The sequence below is a fragment of the Cupriavidus sp. AU9028 genome (assembly GCF_019795295.1).
Taxonomy (GTDB): Bacteria; Pseudomonadota; Gammaproteobacteria; order Burkholderiales; family Burkholderiaceae; genus Cupriavidus.
Genome location: NZ_JAIMCG010000002.1, coordinates 274,492 through 290,406 on the forward strand (window position 1 = coordinate 274,492; position 15,915 = coordinate 290,406).

16 protein-coding genes are annotated in these 15,915 nt (G+C 68.8%); 6 read left to right on the top strand and 10 right to left on the bottom strand.

What is annotated here, in order from left to right:
* Nucleotides 1-49: 49 nt before the first annotated feature.
* Together K6V06_RS03550 and K6V06_RS03555 are read left to right on the top strand one after the other, a co-directional pair.
* Nucleotides 50-631, top strand: a complete 582-nt coding sequence (locus tag K6V06_RS03550) for a hypothetical protein (protein WP_222240192.1) — start codon at nt 50-52, stop codon at nt 629-631.
* 33 nt (nt 632-664) lie between these two features.
* Nucleotides 665-955, top strand: coding sequence for a hypothetical protein (locus K6V06_RS03555; protein ID WP_222240193.1), 291 nt, complete (start codon nt 665-667; stop codon nt 953-955).
* Between the two features lie 71 nt (nt 956-1,026).
* Here K6V06_RS03555 and K6V06_RS03560 read toward each other — a convergent pair whose 3' ends face one another.
* Together K6V06_RS03560 and K6V06_RS03565 are read right to left on the bottom strand one after the other, a co-directional pair.
* Nucleotides 1,027-1,647, bottom strand: coding sequence for a diguanylate cyclase (locus K6V06_RS03560; protein ID WP_222240194.1), 621 nt, complete (start codon nt 1,645-1,647; stop codon nt 1,027-1,029).
* 13 nt (nt 1,648-1,660) lie between these two features.
* On the bottom strand, nt 1,661-2,674 hold the full coding sequence (locus K6V06_RS03565; RefSeq protein WP_222240195.1) for an SDR family oxidoreductase: 1,014 nt from the start codon (nt 2,672-2,674) through the stop codon (nt 1,661-1,663).
* Nucleotides 2,675-3,045: 371 nt separating this feature from the next.
* On the opposite strand from K6V06_RS03565, the gene K6V06_RS03570 reads away from it, so the two are divergent.
* The 4 genes from K6V06_RS03570 to K6V06_RS03585 all read left to right on the top strand — a co-directional run bounded on the left by K6V06_RS03570 (nt 3,046) and on the right by K6V06_RS03585 (nt 7,372).
* Entirely contained in the window at nt 3,046-4,329 is a 1,284-nt protein-coding gene (locus K6V06_RS03570; protein WP_222240196.1) for a glycosyltransferase family 1 protein, read from the top strand.
* A gap of 16 nt (nt 4,330-4,345) precedes the next feature.
* On the top strand, nt 4,346-5,449 hold the full coding sequence (locus K6V06_RS03575) for a UDP-glucuronic acid decarboxylase family protein (protein WP_222240197.1): 1,104 nt from the start codon (nt 4,346-4,348) through the stop codon (nt 5,447-5,449).
* 286 nt (nt 5,450-5,735) lie between these two features.
* Nucleotides 5,736-6,470, top strand: a complete 735-nt coding sequence (locus tag K6V06_RS03580; protein ID WP_222240198.1) for a PIG-L deacetylase family protein — start codon at nt 5,736-5,738, stop codon at nt 6,468-6,470.
* Nucleotides 6,467-7,372 (top strand): glycosyltransferase family 2 protein, encoded by a 906-nt coding sequence (locus tag K6V06_RS03585; protein ID WP_370637375.1) that lies wholly within the window; start codon nt 6,467-6,469, stop codon nt 7,370-7,372. The genes K6V06_RS03580 and K6V06_RS03585 overlap by 4 nt, the downstream gene beginning before the upstream one ends.
* A gap of 6 nt (nt 7,373-7,378) precedes the next feature.
* Here the strand turns inward: K6V06_RS03585 and K6V06_RS03590 are convergent, their stop codons facing one another.
* The 8 genes from K6V06_RS03590 to K6V06_RS03625 all read right to left on the bottom strand — a co-directional run bounded on the left by K6V06_RS03590 (nt 7,379) and on the right by K6V06_RS03625 (nt 15,891).
* On the bottom strand, nt 7,379-8,326 hold the full coding sequence (locus K6V06_RS03590; RefSeq protein ID WP_222240200.1) for a glycosyltransferase family 4 protein: 948 nt from the start codon (nt 8,324-8,326) through the stop codon (nt 7,379-7,381).
* Nucleotides 8,319-9,482, bottom strand: coding sequence for a glycosyltransferase family 9 protein (locus K6V06_RS03595; RefSeq protein WP_222240201.1), 1,164 nt, complete (start codon nt 9,480-9,482; stop codon nt 8,319-8,321). The genes K6V06_RS03590 and K6V06_RS03595 overlap by 8 nt, the downstream gene beginning before the upstream one ends.
* Entirely contained in the window at nt 9,479-10,492 is a 1,014-nt protein-coding gene (locus K6V06_RS03600) for a glycosyltransferase family 2 protein (protein WP_222240202.1), read from the bottom strand. The genes K6V06_RS03595 and K6V06_RS03600 overlap by 4 nt, the downstream gene beginning before the upstream one ends.
* Before the next feature lie 7 nt (nt 10,493-10,499).
* A complete protein-coding gene (locus K6V06_RS03605; RefSeq protein WP_222240203.1) occupies nt 10,500-12,263 on the bottom strand; it encodes a carbamoyltransferase C-terminal domain-containing protein in 1,764 nt (587 codons plus the stop codon).
* 59 nt (nt 12,264-12,322) lie between these two features.
* Nucleotides 12,323-13,681 carry a lipopolysaccharide heptosyltransferase II gene (waaF, locus tag K6V06_RS03610; protein WP_222240204.1) on the bottom strand — a complete coding sequence of 453 codons (1,359 nt, stop codon included), beginning with the start codon at nt 13,679-13,681 and terminating at the stop codon, nt 12,323-12,325.
* Nucleotides 13,678-14,316, bottom strand: a complete 639-nt coding sequence (locus K6V06_RS03615) for a D-glycero-alpha-D-manno-heptose-1,7-bisphosphate 7-phosphatase (protein ID WP_370637384.1) — start codon at nt 14,314-14,316, stop codon at nt 13,678-13,680. The genes waaF and K6V06_RS03615 overlap by 4 nt, the downstream gene beginning before the upstream one ends.
* Nucleotides 14,313-15,053: an SDR family oxidoreductase gene (locus tag K6V06_RS03620; RefSeq protein WP_222240205.1), complete on the bottom strand. Its 741-nt coding sequence runs from the start codon at nt 15,051-15,053 to the stop codon at nt 14,313-14,315. The genes K6V06_RS03615 and K6V06_RS03620 overlap by 4 nt, the downstream gene beginning before the upstream one ends.
* A 328-nt stretch (nt 15,054-15,381) precedes the next feature.
* Nucleotides 15,382-15,891 (bottom strand): heme-binding protein, encoded by a 510-nt coding sequence (locus K6V06_RS03625; protein ID WP_222240206.1) that lies wholly within the window; start codon nt 15,889-15,891, stop codon nt 15,382-15,384.
* Between the last annotated feature and the right edge of the window lie 24 nt (nt 15,892-15,915).

The following is a 15,915-nucleotide window of genomic DNA, read 5'->3' on the forward strand; positions in this document are numbered from 1 at the left end:
AGGCCGGGCGCGATTGCCAGCCGGCTTGCCGGCTCAGCCTCACGCAGAAATGCCTCCGCTTCCCTCGACACCGTCCTCCTACCGGGCCCCACCCGCTCCTGCTGTCCGGCGCTCGCCCGAGCCGGATGAAATCGCCGACGTTGCCGCGCAGCTGGCGGCGCTGGTCGACATGGCCGCGCTGTGCGGCCAGGCGCTGGAAGCGGCGTCGGTCAGCGCCGCGGATCCGCAGCTGCGGGCCATGCTGCTGCACCGGGCGGCATTGCAGCACCATGCCAGCGCCGATCTGTCGAACCGCATGCGCCTGATGCTCGAGCTGTCGGCGCGCACAGCGCCAGCGTCGCACGGCACGAGCCGCCCCACCCAACCGCCCGCGGCAGTGCGGGACCGCGCCGGGGACACGCCGATCCAGCTGGCGGCCCGACGCGCTTCCCGCGCCGCGACGACCTGCGGCACCATCCTGCGCTCGGAACTGGGCGACTCCTCGATCCGGCCCTTGCTGATGCGTTATTACCATGAAGTCGCCGAATTGCTGCGCGTGCTGGAACAGCTTGTGCGCGACCAGCAACCGGCGAACCGCCGCATCGGCAACCGCCAATATGGTTCGACAGGGCACGCCGCGCGCGGCGGCTAGCCTGCTGCCGTGCGGTCAATCGGGAATTGGCAGATGACACCTACCCAAGACAACTCCCTTCCTCCTACCGATCAGGATGCCGTGGCGGCGCAGGATCCCATCGCTCGCTCCCCCTGGGCGCGGCTGCTCGATGCGCTGGCGCTGACGCTGCTGGTGGTAGCGGCGGTCCATGAAGCGTTGATCTGGCTGGGGTCGCCGGGCTGGCTGCCGCGCCTGCCCCAGTCGGGCGGCAGCGACAGCGGCGTGCTGGTAGGCATCGTGTTCGCGCTGGCAGCCATCTACGGCATCTATCTCGTCGTGCGCAGCTGGCGGCGAGTCGGCTAGCGCCGCGGTCGCCGCAGCGGTGTCGGCGAGGTGGTGTCGCCGAGGTGGTGTGGGTCCGGCCCCGCTGCCGTTCAGGGTCTGCCGGGTTGCGGCCCGGTCCTGCCCTTGCGGCCCGGCTCGAGGGCTTCGTCACTGCGCGCCTCCTGCCGGCGGCGCCGTTGCCGCCAGCGCCAGCAGCGCACGAATTCCTCCACGAATGGCAGTACGCCAAAGGCGATCATCGCGGCCAGCAGCAGCCCGCGGGTGGCACCGCTAGGACCGTCCGTCTTCCAGCGCAAGCCCATGTCGGCAGCGCCGGCATCGGCCATCGCCAGGAACGCCTGCGGGTGCGACACGGCGACCAGAAAGAAGGCGGTCGCCGGCAACACTTCCAGCAGCCCGTGCATGTGCTGCTCGGTCGGACCGATCCGGCGCTTGCCAAAGGTGTAATGCACGTCCCACCAGGCCGTGAGGGCATGCAACACCAGCGCCGCCAGCATCAGCCAGAGCACCAGGGTGCTGATCTCGAAGAACAGCGCGAGCAGGATCGGCACCCCGACCTCGACCAGCATCAGCAGGTGCAGCCATGACTCGTTGACACCCACCGTCTGCTCGATGCGGTCGCGCCGATGGCAGGCCCAGTCACCCAGTCCGGCAAGCAGCCAGACCGGGATCAGCACGTAGAGCAGGATCAGTTGAACCGCCTCTGGCATGGCGACGGCAGCATCAGCGCAGACGGCCGCGCCGCATCGTCAACGCGGCGGCGATGCCGAGCGAGGCACCGATCAGCATCGCGCCGGTCGCCACCGGGTGGCGGGTACTGGCGCTATAGGCGCAGGCCTTGACGACGTGCGGCCGCCCCTGCCGGTCCACCAGGTCGTTGGTGGCGTTGTACAGCGCGTTGTTCTCCAGCGGCCCGGCCGGCTGATTGGTGCGCTGCGCGCGGCCCAGGAAGCGGCGCATCACGCGGTCGTACACGCCAGGCATGTGGTAAGCCATCGACGACATCGCCTTGGAAGCGGCACCGACGAACATGTCGCGGCGCGGATGCTCGGCGGCATACAGGATGGCTTCGGCGGCCAGCTCGGGATCGTAGACCGGCGGTGGCAGGTCCGGCTCGACCTCCAGATAGTTCTTCGCATGCGCGGCGAACGGAGTATCCAGCGCCGCCGGCTTGATCAGCGTGACCGAAATGGGCGCGCGCTCCTGCTCCAGTTCGAGCCGCAGCGAATCGGTGAAGCCCTTCACCGCGTGCTTGGAGGCGGCATAGGCGCTTTGCAGCGGCAGCGGCACGTCCGACGCTTCGCTGCCGATGTTGATGATCGCGCCGCCGCGTTCGCGCAGGTGGGCGGCCGCGACCAGCGAGCCGTGCACCGTGCCCCAGTAATTGGTGTCGAACAGCTTGCGCTGGTCTTCGACCGGCACTTCACTGTGGCGCCCGTAGACCGTAACGCCCGCATTGTTCACCCAGGTGTCGAAGCCGCCGAAGCGCTCGATGGCCGCCTGCGCCAACGCCTTCACCTCGTCCAGATTGCCCACGTCGGCGGCAACGGTGATGACTTCCGCCCCGCTCTCGCGCAGTTCCTCGGCCAGGCGGTGCAGGACCTCGGCGCTGCGCGCGGCAAGTACCAGCTTTGCGCCGCGCTGCGCCGCCCGCCGTGCCGTCAGCAGGCCGACACCGCTCGTTGCGCCGGTGATCACCATGACTTGCGAATCCAGTTTCTTCAATGTCGATTTCATCTTGCGCTCCCGGGCCCGCGTCAGTTGTAGCGCGCACCGCCGGCGACGGCGCGCGGCCGCCAGCCTTCGGGCCCTGGCAGCGGCGGCGTGCAGGGCGTCGCAAAGACCATGCCGCCAATGCGCCCCCGACGCGGCGCCGGTCCCCCAATTACAAAACGGTGCAATTTCGCCATCGTCGCTATCGCCGTGGGCGCCGCCGGAGAGGAAATTTTTTTCCTGCGGAAGGGAACCAAGGGAGAAGCGTTATAACGCTTCTCCTCTTCAACAGCCTGAGAAGACGCTTGCTGGCATGCAAGCTGCAACCTTCCCGGTTTTACAAGCGAGTCGACCGCGGCAACGTGGCCGCGGCGCGTACAACCGGGAGCCAAACCATGCGCAGGATCGCGTTGATCAGTGAACACGCCTCCCCACTGGCCGGACCAGGCAGTGTAGACAGTGGCGGGCAGAACATTTATGTAGCGCAACTCGCCCGGCATCTTGGCAAGCGAGGGTATCCGGTCGACGTGTTCACTCGACGTGACAAAGGGCTGCTGCCCGACACGGTGGCGATGGCGCCCAACGTCCGCGTGGTCCACGTTCCCGCCGGCCCCGCCGTGCATGTGCCGAAGGAACAGCTGCTTCCCTATATGAATGCGTTCGGCGACTACATGACCCAGTTCATGGCCAACGAGCGCGCCGGCTATATGGTGATGCATGCCAACTTCTTCATGTCGGGCCTGGCCGCGCTGCGTGCGAAGCAATCGCTGGGCATCCCGCTGGTCACCACCTTTCATGCGCTAGGCAAAGTGCGGCGCCTGCACCAGGGCACCGCGGACGGCTTTCCCGACAGCCGCTTCGCCATCGAGGAGCAGCTGGTGCGCGAATCGGACTGCATCGTGGCCGAATGCCCGCAGGATCGGCACGACCTGATCCGGCTCTACGACGCCAATCCGTCCTCGATCGAGACCGTCCCGTGCGGGTTCGACGGCGACGAGTTCACCCCTGTTCCTCGCGCGGAAGCGCGCAGGGCGCTGGGATGGGTGCCGGGGGAGTTCTCGGTGCTGCAACTGGGCCGGATGGTGCCGCGCAAGGGCATCGACAACGTCGTGCGGGCAATCGGCGAACTGCGGCGCGCCTACGGCATCCGCGCCCGCCTCTATATCGTGGGCGGCAATTCCGATCAGCCCAGCCCGGCGGCGACGCCCGAGATCGGCCGGCTGCAGAAGATCGCGGCCGAGGAAGGCGTCAGCGACCTGGTCACCTTCGTCGGCCGCCGCGGCCGCGACCAGCTGCGCCTGTTCTACAGTGCCGCCAACGTCTTCGTCACCACGCCGTGGTACGAGCCGTTCGGCATCACGCCGGTCGAAGCGATGGCCTGCGGCGTGCCCGTGGTGGGAGCATCGGTCGGCGGCATCCGCAGCACCGTGCTGAACGGGCGCACCGGCTACCTGGTGCCGCCGCGCGACCCGGCAGCCCTCGCGGCACGGCTGGCACGCCTGGCCTGCGATCCGATCCTGGCCGAGCGGATGGGCGCGGCCGGACGGCGCCGCGCCGACACCCACTTCACCTGGGCCGGTGTCGCGGCGCGGATGGAAAGCGTCTATAGCCGGGTGGCGAACGTGCCGGCGACGGAAACGGTGCAGCAGGCGCCGGTTGCCGCGCAAGTCGCGGCCTGAGCGCGGGAGGATCACGATGAAGGAAGCTCACCGTCGCCGGGTGCTCGTCACCGGGGGAGCCGGCTTTCTCGGCTCGCATCTGTGCGACCGGCTGGTGCAGGCCGGCCACGACGTGCTCTGCGTCGACAACTTCTATACCGGCAGCAAGGACAACATCGCCCATCTGCTGCGCGAGCCCAACTTCGAGCTGATGCGGCATGACGTCACCTTCCCGCTGTATGTGGAGGTGGACCAGATCTACAACCTGGCGTGCCCCGCTTCGCCCGTGCACTACCAGAGCGATCCGGTGCAGACCACCAAGACCAGCGTGCACGGCGCGATCAACATGCTGGGCCTGGCCAAGCGCGTCAAGGCGCGCATCCTGCAGGCGTCCACCAGCGAGGTCTATGGCGATCCGGCCTGCCATCCGCAGCAGGAGTCCTACTGGGGCCACGTCAATCCGATCGGCCTGCGCTCCTGCTACGACGAGGGCAAGCGCTGCGCCGAGACGCTGTTCATGGACTATCACCGGCAGCATCGGGTCGACGTGCGTATCGCCCGCATCTTCAATACCTATGGGCCGCGCATGCATCCGGCCGATGGACGGGTCGTCTCCAACTTCATCACGCAGGCCCTGTCGGGGCAGCCGCTGACGGTCTACGGCGACGGCTCGCAGACCCGCTCGTTCTGCTATGTGGACGACCTGATCGACGGGTTGATCCGGCTGATGGAGGCGGAGGGCGATCACAGCATGCCGGTCAACCTGGGCAATCCCTGTGAGGTGTCGATGCTCGATATCGCCCGCAAGGTGCTGGCGGCAACCGGGTCGCGCTCACCCATCGTGATGCGTCCGCTGCCGTCCGACGATCCGCGCCAGCGCTGCCCGGACATCGCCCGCGCCGCCGAGCTGCTGCAGTGGGCGCCGACGGTGGACCTGGACGAAGGCCTGCGCCGCACCGTCGCGTACTTCGCCCAGCGGATGCGGGACGAAGGCACGGTGCCGGCGGCGGTCAACGATGCCGCCACGCCTGCTCCCACCGCAGCGAAGGCGGCCGGCTCGCGCCGGAACAGCGCCGTGGCCAGCCAGGCCGGTGCGGTGGTGGTACCGGCTGGCGTGGTGCCGGCCGCCGTGCGAGGCTGATCCAGACCATCCCCGGGAACCGGTGCGGCACTGTCGACACTGCCCGGGGAGCAGCGCATGACCGCTACCGTGACCTTCCTGATCTACCGCATCGAATGGCATCGGCGCCGTGCGACCGCGATGCGTGCGGCGCGTGGCGGCATGCCGGTGCAACGCGCGCCGTGCCGGATCTACTGGGCGGAGGATGCGTTTGGCCGGCCTCGCAGCGAGGCCTCCCCCAACGGGCCGGAGCGATGGCGCGGACCTTGCAAAAGCAACGACTTGCAGACAGATTCGGACTGACCTCATGTCTCTTTCGGTATCGGTACCCCTTGTCGTCATCTCGCCGCATCTGGACGATGCGGTGTTCAGCTGCGGCAACCTGCTTGCCGCGTGTCCGGGCTCGGTGGTCGTCACCGTGTTCGCGGGCATTCCGTCCTTCGATATGCCCGCGCCCGACTGGGACAAGGTGGCGGGTTTCGATACCGCGGCGCAGGCGATGCTCGCGCGTCGCGACGAGGACCGCGCGGCGCTGGCGGAACTCGGCGCCCGGCCGATCTGGCTCGACCTGCTCGATGCACAGTATGAATCGAAGCATACGGCCGACGAGATCGCGGCCCGCCTCGCGCCAGCGATCGCGCTGAACAACGCCTGCGCCGTGGTGGCGCCCTGCGGGCTCTATCACTCGGACCATGTGCTGGTGCACGAGGCCTGCGCAAAGCTGTGGCGCGAACGCGATCACGGCGGCCCGCCCTGGCTCTTCTACGAGGAAGCGATCTACCGGCGCAAGCCGGGCATGCTGCACCAGTTGCTGGCGCGCTGGCACGATGCCGGCATGGTTTCCACGCCCGTGGACCTAGCCATCGGCGAGCACACGGCGACCAAAGCGAGGGCCTGCAATGCCTACGCGAGCCAGCTTGCCATGTTCGACTCCGCCACCATCAGCGACCTGAGCGCGCCGGAGCGGTACTGGCAATGGGAAACGGGCAGCGGCGGCAATGCGCCGGCCGCGGCCGCCTGCACCAGCGAGGATCGCGTGTGAGCGCGAGCGGCAGCGACGGGCGGCGCCGGCACGAGCCGCGCGTCAGCGTGGTGGTCCTGACCTACAACCGCTGCAACTGGCTACGCGGCACGCTGCGGCGGCTGGTCGAACTACCCGAGCGCGTGCCGATCGCCGTGGTGGACAACGGCTCGTCCGACGGCACCGCCGACATGGTGCGTGCGGAGTTTCCCGAAGCCACGCTACTGCGCCTGCCCGACAATATCGGCGCGGCGGCGCGCAACGTCGGCGTCGATTGGGCGCGCACGCCTTACGTGGCCTTCTGCGACGACGATACCTGGTGGCACCCCGGCGCCCTGACGCTGGCGGCGGACATGCTGGACCGGCATCATGACGTCGCGTCGCTGACGGCACGGCTGATGGTGGTCCGGGAAGGCCGCGAGCCGGAAACCGATGGCATCAGCCACGTGATGGCCGACAGCCCGATTCCGTCGGCCGGCCTGCCGGGCAAGGCGATCCTTGGCCTGCTGGCCGGCGCCAGCGTGTTCCGCACCCAGGCCTACCGCAGCGCCGGCGGCTATCATCCGCGGCTGTTCATCGGCGGCGAGGAAACGCTGCTGGCATTGGACCTGTCGGCGCTGGGCTGGCGGCTGGTCTATTGTCCGGAGCTGGTGGCCTACCATCAGCCCTGCCCGGTGCGCGCCCACCGGCTGCGGCGCCGGCTGCTGGCGCGCAACGCGATCTGGTCGGCGTGGCTGCGCCTGCCGGCGTCGGCGGCACTGGCGGAAAGCCTGCGCACGCTGCCGGCGCTGATGCGCGAGGGCGGCCTCATCGGCTGCCTCGATACCGTGCGCGGCCTGCCGTGGATCCTGCGCGAGCGAGCGGTCATTCCGCCCACGGTGCAGGCGCTGCGGCGGTACCTGGGTCCGCCGCAGCCGCGCTGAGTCCCCTCAGGCCGCGAAGGTCCGCAGCGTGCGGCACCAGTCGTCGACGAAGCGCTCGATGCCGAAGCGCTCCATCGCCGTCGCGCGGGCGCGCTGGCCCCAGCGCATCGCCAGCCCCGGGTCGGCCAGCAGCTGGCGCATGACGTCGACCAGCCGTTCCGGCCGCGTGTCGACGTAGCCGTTGCACTCGTTGCGAATGACCGAGGACATCTCGGTGGTCGCCAGCCCGACGATCGGCATGCCGATCGCCATCGCCTCGACCACCGCCAGCCCCAGGCTGGTGTAGCGAATCGGATTGAAGAAGAAGCGGTAGCGTGCGCAAAACGCGGCCAGTTCCGGGTTGGGCACTTCCCCCAGGCCGCCCGCTTCCTCCGCTGCCATGCCGACCAGGTCGAGCGGCAGCTGATCGCGCATCTGCGCGAACACGTCGGCGCCCAGCCGCCGGCCGCGCCGCTGCAGGTTGTTGACCACGCAGATGCCGCGCTCGAGCTCGCCGCTGTAGCGGACATTCGGATCGACCAGCACGCCATGCTCGATCACCCGGGACGGCGTCACGCCGCTGTCCCACATCAGGGCATTGAAGGGCGTCACATGCACCAGCAGCACGTTCGGATCCTGAACCGGATGGACGGTCGCGGTGGGATGCTGTTGCGGCGGATCGTGCTCCAGGAAGATGGTGGGCAGACGCCGCTGGGTTTCCGTCAGCAGCTCCAGGCGATCGCTGTCCCAGTGCCGTTGGTGCTGGTACAGCACGCAGTCGAACTCGGTGTTCGGCACCTCGTCGTAGGGGACCTCGTGCACGTTGGCGCCCCAGGGCAGCGCGCCCACCGCGCCGGCGTAGCCCGGCGGATGTCCCGGCTTGGTGACCAGATACAGGTCATGCGGGATCTGCGACAGGTAGTACAGGTAATTGCCATGGACGTGCCATGTGAGAATGCGCAAGCGCTCAGGCATGGCTCATTTCCTCGGTGACAGGTTTCGATTGGGGCGCACTGGCCAGCGCCATCGCGGTGGTGACCACCTGCTCGACGCCGATGCCGCGCGCGCAGACGTGGCCGATGGGGCAGACCACGTGCATGCAGGGCCGGCATTCAGGATAGTCGGCGAGGACCTTGTGCAGGCTGGCATCGAGCGGCGCCCAGCGTGCGCTGTCGCTGCCGCAGGACACCACCACGCTCGGCGTGCGCATCGCCGCGGCGATGTGCGAGGCCCCGGTGTCGTTGCACAGCAGCAGCCGGGCGTGCCGCACCACCGCCGCCATGGTGCCCAGGTCGGTGCGGCCGCACAGATTGACCGCGCGCGGGCCCAGTCCCTGGCAAAGGCGCTCCGCCAGCTCCGCTTCGTCGGGCGTGCCGGTCACGACCACCTTCCAGTCCTTGGCCAGCGCGGCGGCCGCGGCGGCAAAGCGTTCGATCGGCCAGCGCCGCGACTGCATGCGGGCACCGGGGTGCACGCAGATGTAGTTGCCCGGCTGCAGGCCATGCAGATGGGCGAGCAGATGAAAGCCGGCGAGGTCGGTTGCCGATAGCGGGAAATCCAGATGCAAGCCGTCCACCGGATAGCCGAGCGCCGCCGGCAGCGCGGCGAGACGTTCCACCTCATTGCCTTCCGGCCATTCGATCAGCGTTTCGCGCGGCCGGTGCGCGGCCAGCGACGTGACGGTAGGCATGTCGCGGTACGGATCGTCCGGTGCCTCGCCCGGCCCAGCCGGCGGCATCGACGGTGCCGGGCTGCCGGCCGGGCGAAAGCCCGCCATCGCCCGCGCCCCCAGGCGCCGCACGATCCCGTTGGTCAGCTGGCCGCTGCCATGCAGCTGGATCGCCAGATCGAATTGCCGCTGTCTCGCCTCGGCGTAGAAGGCGTCCACCTGCGCATCGTTGACCGGCTGCTCGGGCATGCCGGGCGCGCCGGGGAAGGCCATATGGTCGTCGACGAGCGCGGAGAAGCGCTCGGCAAACGAGGCGGCCCACGGCAGCCCGATCAGCGTGATGGTGGCGTCGGGTTCGCCCTTGCGCAAGGCGCGCAGCGCCGGCACCGCTACCAGCATGTCGCCGAGCTGCAACGCGCGGAATACGGCGATCTGGCGCGGGCGTGCGGAGGCAACAGTCATAGGAAGCCCACCTTGAAGGCCAGGGCGCCGCGCAGGCGCCAGTACAGGGAAAGCGGCGGGATCACGATGGAGGTGGCGATCATCTCCAGTACGTGCGAAGGCGTCAGCGCCGCACCGCGCAGCCGCTTGATGCAGAACCATGCCGTCAGTCCTGCCCACACCGCCAGCGCCAGCCATGCCGTGCGGGCCTCACCGGCGATGCCGGCGACCAGCGCGACCACCAGGGCCAGCACCGCGACGTAATAATTCCAGGGCGGCACCGGACGGATGCGTTCGCGGTACCAGCGCGGGTGCTTCTTGTACAGCAGCGCGTCGAAGAACACCTTCGATTGGGCCGCGATGCTGCTGCCCCACGGGGCCGGTCGCACCGGATGCACCACCACTGCCCCATGCGCGTTGCCGATCGGCCCGACCTGCTGCAACAGGCGGAATTGCAGGTCCGAATCCTCGCGCCAGGCGCGGGTGAAGCGCTCGTCGAAGCCGCCCACCTGCACCAGCGCCGCCTTGCGCACGAAGCAATTGGCGGTGACGAACTCCGCCGTGGCCAGGCCCCCGGTGTCGCGCTGATGATCGGTCGGCCGCTGCGGCAGCGGCACCACCACCCTGCCTGTCACCGCACAACATTCCGGGGCGGTGGCCAGGGCGTGGCAGCCCTCGCGCAGCCAGTTCGGATCGGGGATGGTGTCGTCGTCGGTGAAGGCCACCACCGAGGCGCGCGCCAGCCGCCAGCCGGTATTGCGCGCCGCCGCCGGGCCCTGCGTGTCGGGCACGGGTACGTAGCGCAGCGTGCAGCGCGGCCAGCTCCGCCCCAGACGCGCGACCAGTTCTTCGATCTCCTGCTGGCAGCCGTCGTCGGCAACGATGACCTCATACGCACCGGTGCCGAACTGCTGCTCGCCCAGCGCCTGCAGGCAGCGGCGCAGCAGGTCGGGACGCCGGTACGTCGGTATTACCACGGAGACCAGCGGCTCCTCGGCACTGTCCTGCGCCACCACCTGCGGCCTTTCCATCGCCTTGTCATTGCCGGCCATCCGCAGCCTCCCGCGCCGGTTTTTCCAGCAGGAACGGTCCGATCACCAGCGCATCGAGCGGCGAGGTCCAGAAGCACTCCACCGCATCGCGCGGCGTGCAGACGATCGGCTCGCCACGCGTGTTGAACGAGGTGTTGACCAGGATAGGCACGCCGGTGCGCTGCTCGAAGGCGGCAAGCACATCGTAGTAGGCCGCGTTCTGCTCGCGCCGCACGGTCTGCACGCGCGCCGTGCCGTCGACGTGCCGCACCGCCGGGATCTTCTCCTCGCAGCCGGGCTTCACGTCGAATACGAACAGCATGAACGGCGCGCGCCAGTTGCCGGGATGTGCAGCGCTGAACCACTGCGAGGCGCGCTCCTCCATCACCACGGGCGCGACCGGGCGGAAGTCCTCGCGGTCCTTGATCTGGTTCAGCCGCTGCTGCATGGACGGATCGATCGGCGAAGCGAGGATGGAGCGGCCGCCCAGTGCACGCGGACCGAACTCCATGCGACCCTGGAACCAGCCGATGATCTTGTTCTGCGCCAGCAGCTCGGCGGTCTCGCCGGCCAGGTCGTCCAGCCTGCGGTACGGCAGCTTGGCCTCGTCGAGGAAGGCGGCGATCTCCGCCTCGCCGTACTCCGGACCGAGATAGGCATGCTCCATCGACCAGGTCCGCGCGGGCCGGCCGCGCTGCTGCCAGTCGACCCACAGGGCGGCACCGAGCGCGGTACCGGCATCGCCCGCGGCGGGCTGCACCCAGACTTCCTCGAATGCGCCCTGATCCCGCACGCGGGCGTTCATCACGCAGTTCAGCGCCACGCCGCCGGCCATCGCCAGCTTGCGCTCGCCGGTTTCCGCGGCAAGCCAGGCCGTCATGCTGAGCACGGTTTCCTCCAGCACCAGCTGCAGGGAGTGGGCGATATCGAAATGCTCGCGCTCGAAGGGCGCACCCCGCTCGCGTGCCGGTCCCAGCAGCGGCGCCAGGTCGCCCTGGGCGACGCGGTAGCCGCCCTCGCGGTCGGTCGTCACCATGCCGCGGAACACATCGGCGTAGGTCGGTTTGCCGTACGAGGCCAGCGCCATCACCTTGTACTCGTCCGACGAATGCAGGAAGCCCAGATGGCGGGTCACGCGCTCGTACAGCAGGCCGAGCGAATGGGGCAGGTCGATCTGCTTGATGCGGCGGTATTCGCGGCCGTCGAACACGCCGTAGCTGGTGGTGGCGCGTTCGCCCCGGCCGTCCATGCTCAGCACCGCGCAGCGCTCGAAGGGCGCCGCGAGGAAGGCGCTGGCCTCATGCGCGGTATGGTGCTCGATGAAGTGCCAGCGTTGCTGCAGCTCCGCCCCGGTGACGCCGGCGAAGCGGCGCGACAGGTGGTGCGGCACGCCGGACGCCAGCTGGCGCGGGGCATTGACGATATACGACAGGAACAGCGGGTCCCACGGGGAATCGGCCACTCCGGGCCGCGCGTGCTTCGACGGCTCGAGGGGCAGCGTGATGGTCTCCTCTGCGCGCCGCTCGCCCAGCAGCAGCGCCGGGTCGTAGGAATACCCGATATGGTCCACCTCGGCCAGGGTGATCCCGGCCACCGACAGGCAGTAATCGATGGCGTGGAATGGCAGCTCCCAGGTGCTGAACGGCACCGGCCGCTTGCCATGCTTGATATGGGTGAACCGTTCGTCCTCGGCCGCGGCAATCACCTCGCCATCGCGAACCAGGCATGCCGAGGTGTCGTGGTAGGCGGCATTGATTCCAAGGGTGTACATGACGGCTCCTCTTCTGTATTGGGCTTCGGGCTTCTCGATGCTTCGGGACGGGCAGAACGTCAGCTCGCCAGCACGGTGCTGGCCACACGCAGCGGTTGCGTCGAGCGGCTTGCCAATCGCGGCGCGTGCAGCGCGGGGGTAGCCGAGGGACCAGCGACCGGTTCCGCAACCGGTGCCGTGAGCTGACGCAGCAATGCAGCAGGGCCTGGTCCACCGTCGGCCGCCATGCCTTGCGGCGTTGCCGGCGGCACGGCGTCGGCATACGGCCTGGGCAGCGGTGCGGCCATGGTGCTGCCATCGGCAAGGGTCAGCGCCGGCAAGGCATCCGGTGCCGGCTGCGCCCCCGCCAGCAACGCCACGGCCGCCTCGCAGACCTGCGCGACCTCGACATCCCGCAGGCAACGATGGTGCTGCTGCGGGCAGACGCTCTTGTAGCAATAGCGGCAAGGCACGTCGGCGAAGAGGGTGCGATGCGGCACCATCCACGGCGTGTGCTGGGGGTTGGTCAGCGCATACAGATCGACCACCGGGGTACCGAGCGCGGCGGCCAGATGGACCGGGCCGCTGTTGTTCGAGATCAGCAGATCGGCGGCGTCGAGCAGGGCCCCCATCTGGCCCAGGGTCAACTCGCCCGCCACGCTGACCACCGCGGGGTGGGCGGCCGCGTCACGCACGGATTCCACCAGCGGCTGTTCGCTCTGGCCGCCGGTCAGCAGCACCAGCGCGCCCTGTTCGGTAGCCAGCTGCCGGGCGGCCTGCGCGAAACGATCCGCCGGCCACTGCCGCGATTCGGCGGTGGCGCCGGCATGCATCACCACGCAGGGCCCCTGCGCGGTGGCGCGCAGCGCGTCGATACGCCGCTGCACCGCGCGCCGGTCGTGCGGCTGCACGCGAAAGCGCATGCGCTCGTCGGCGGCGGTCGCACCGACCGTGGCGACCAGATCCAGCTGACGCTGTACCTCATGCCGGATCTGCTGCTGCGGCTCGGTCTCCGGCACCCAGTCGCTCAGCATTTGATACGGGTTTTCGCGACAATGGGCCAGCCGCAGCGGAATGCCGGCCATCGTGCAGAGCAGCGCCGCGGGCAGCGGACTCTGGCTGTAGACGGTGAAGATCACCGCCGCATCGAAGCCCTCGTCCTGCAGCCGCTGCGCCATGCTTTGCACGGTCGCGCCGCTGCCTCGCCCCAACGGCCCACGGGTGCCCTTGACCCAGGGGGCGTCCCAGGTCAGCACCGCATCCACCATCGGCAGGTGGCTCGCGACCGGCGCCGCGCCGCTGGACGTCAGCAGGGTCAGATGACGGTTGGGCCCACTGTCCTTCAGTGCCTGCATCGCGGGGGACGTCATCAGTACGTCGCCCATGTTGTCCAGCCGCACACAAAGGATCTTTCTTGCTTCACGCCATGCCGTAGTCATGTCGTCTCCATACCGCTGCGCTCGGCGGCCGGCAACGGGCCGCCGAAATGTTGAATCACGATGGCGGCTGCTTCGTCCAGGTCGCGCACGACATGATCGGGCTTGCGCAGCGGCCCCGGAACCCATTCGGTTTCGTTGCCGCAGTCGACGAGGATGGTGTGGCAGCCTGCCCGCTTGCCCGCTTCCACATCGTTGAGGATGTCGCCGATCATCCAGGACTGGCGCAGGTCGAACTGCATCAGCGCCGCCGCCTGCCGCAGCAAACCCGGCATCGGCTTGCGGCAGGCGCATTCGCGCGTGAAGCGCGGCACCGCGCCGGCCGGGTGATGCGGGCAGAAGAAAAAACCGGCCAGCCGTGCGCCCTGCTCCTCGAACATCGCGGCCAGCCGTTGCCGGACCGCCGCGAGGGCGTGCGGTCCGAAGCGTCCCAGCGCGACGCCGGGCTGGTTGGATACCACCACCAGCGGCACGCCGAGTTGTCCGAGCCGGCGCAGCGCGGCGGCGGCGCCGGGGGCGAAGCGCATTTGCGCCGGATCGACGTTGTAGGGCACGTCCTCGACAATGGTGCCGTCCTTGTCGAGCAGTACTGCCCCGGTCCGCCGACCGGGCACGATGCCGCTCACCGTGGAGTTTATGGCCACGAAGTTTCCTTCATCGGCAGCACCATCACTTCTGGAATCACCGTTTCCTCCGGCTGGCACAGCACGAAACGCACCGCGCGAGCAACGTTGGCCGGGTCCTGCAGATTCGTCTCGTCGATATCGGGGAAACGGTCGAGCAGGAACGGCGTGCGCATGCCGCCGGCGACGATGGCCGACACCTTGATGCCGTGCGGCCGCAGTTCGGCATGCAGCGCGTGCGAGAAACCGAGCAGGCCCCATTTGGTGGCGTGATAGGCCGAAGCATTCGGCCAGGCGCGCTTGGAGGCGGTCGAAGCGATGTTGACGATATGGCCGCTGCCTTGCGCCTTGAGCATCGGCACCACCGCGCGCGACATCAGATAGGGACCGTAGAGGTTGACCATCATCACGCGGTGCCAGGCTTCGGTCTCGACCTCGTCGACCGGCAGCGTGATGTCGATCGCCGCGTTGTTGACGATGCCGTCGAGGCGCCCGCTACGCTCGCGCACCTGTTCGAAGGCGGTGCGGACCGCTGCCGGGTCCGACACGTCGAACGCGATGGAATAGGCCCGTTCGCCGTTCGGGGAGAGCTTCTCGGCGCAGCCGCGGGCCAGCGACTCATCCACGTCCGCGACGACGAGACTGGCACCTGCGTCGAACAGGTTTTGGCAGATGGCGGCGCCCAGCCCGCGACCTCCTCCGGTGACGAGGAAGGTTTTCCCCTGCAGGCTGGCATCGAGCGAATCCGTCATGGCGACTCCTGTGGTTTGTTGGCAAAAACACGCAGGAGCGGTGCACGAGGCGAACGCGGGCCGTGCAGGCCCGCGCTCTTGTGAAGATGGCTCTCGTGATATTGGAGAGACGCAAGGAAGGCCTCCCTGCCAACCCTGCGCCCCTTCCGCTCCCGTAATGGCATGGCTGGGAGCGAATTACATGCCAGCACTGCGGCGCATACTTCGCCTCTGATTTCCCTGGAAACGGAGGGCCGCGCCTCGCAGATTCTTACAATCGCGCCTTGGCGTTTGTGCCGGGAGTGGTAAAAGTTTCACGGGCCCGGCAAATTAGAAGCGGCATGGGGCGTCAGGCCTGCTGGCGGCGCTTTTCCTGCGCCGTCGCGCGCAAAAGACTTGCCACCGACAGCGCGAACGCTTCGTCGAACCACGGATTCGCGCCGCTGACCGCGACGACGATGCCATCGAGTACGACCGCACCGCCCAGCAACGACTCCTCGCCGCGCAGCAGGTGCGGCGCGCGCGCCTGCACCTGGTCCGTCGACATGCCGGTGCGCCATGCCACGCGCGCCTTCTCGCGCGCATACCAGGCGTAATCGGCGTCCCAGCGCTCGCGTCCGGGGGTGGAGTACTCGAACAGGATCGCCGACTCGAAGCCGCAGTCGGCCGGGGTCAGCGCGGGGTCCATCACGACGACATGCAGAAATCCGCTCTCGCCGACGCCCTTGTCCGCGAGAGCGGCTTCGAGCATGGGCGCGGCAAGGGCAACCGCCCGCTCCGCGCTGGCACGGTCCGCGAAGCGGCTACCGGCAGCAGCGGGTCGGGTGGAAGTGGACGCGACGGAATCGCGAGGCTCCATGGAGTGTTCTCCTCTGAATCTAAG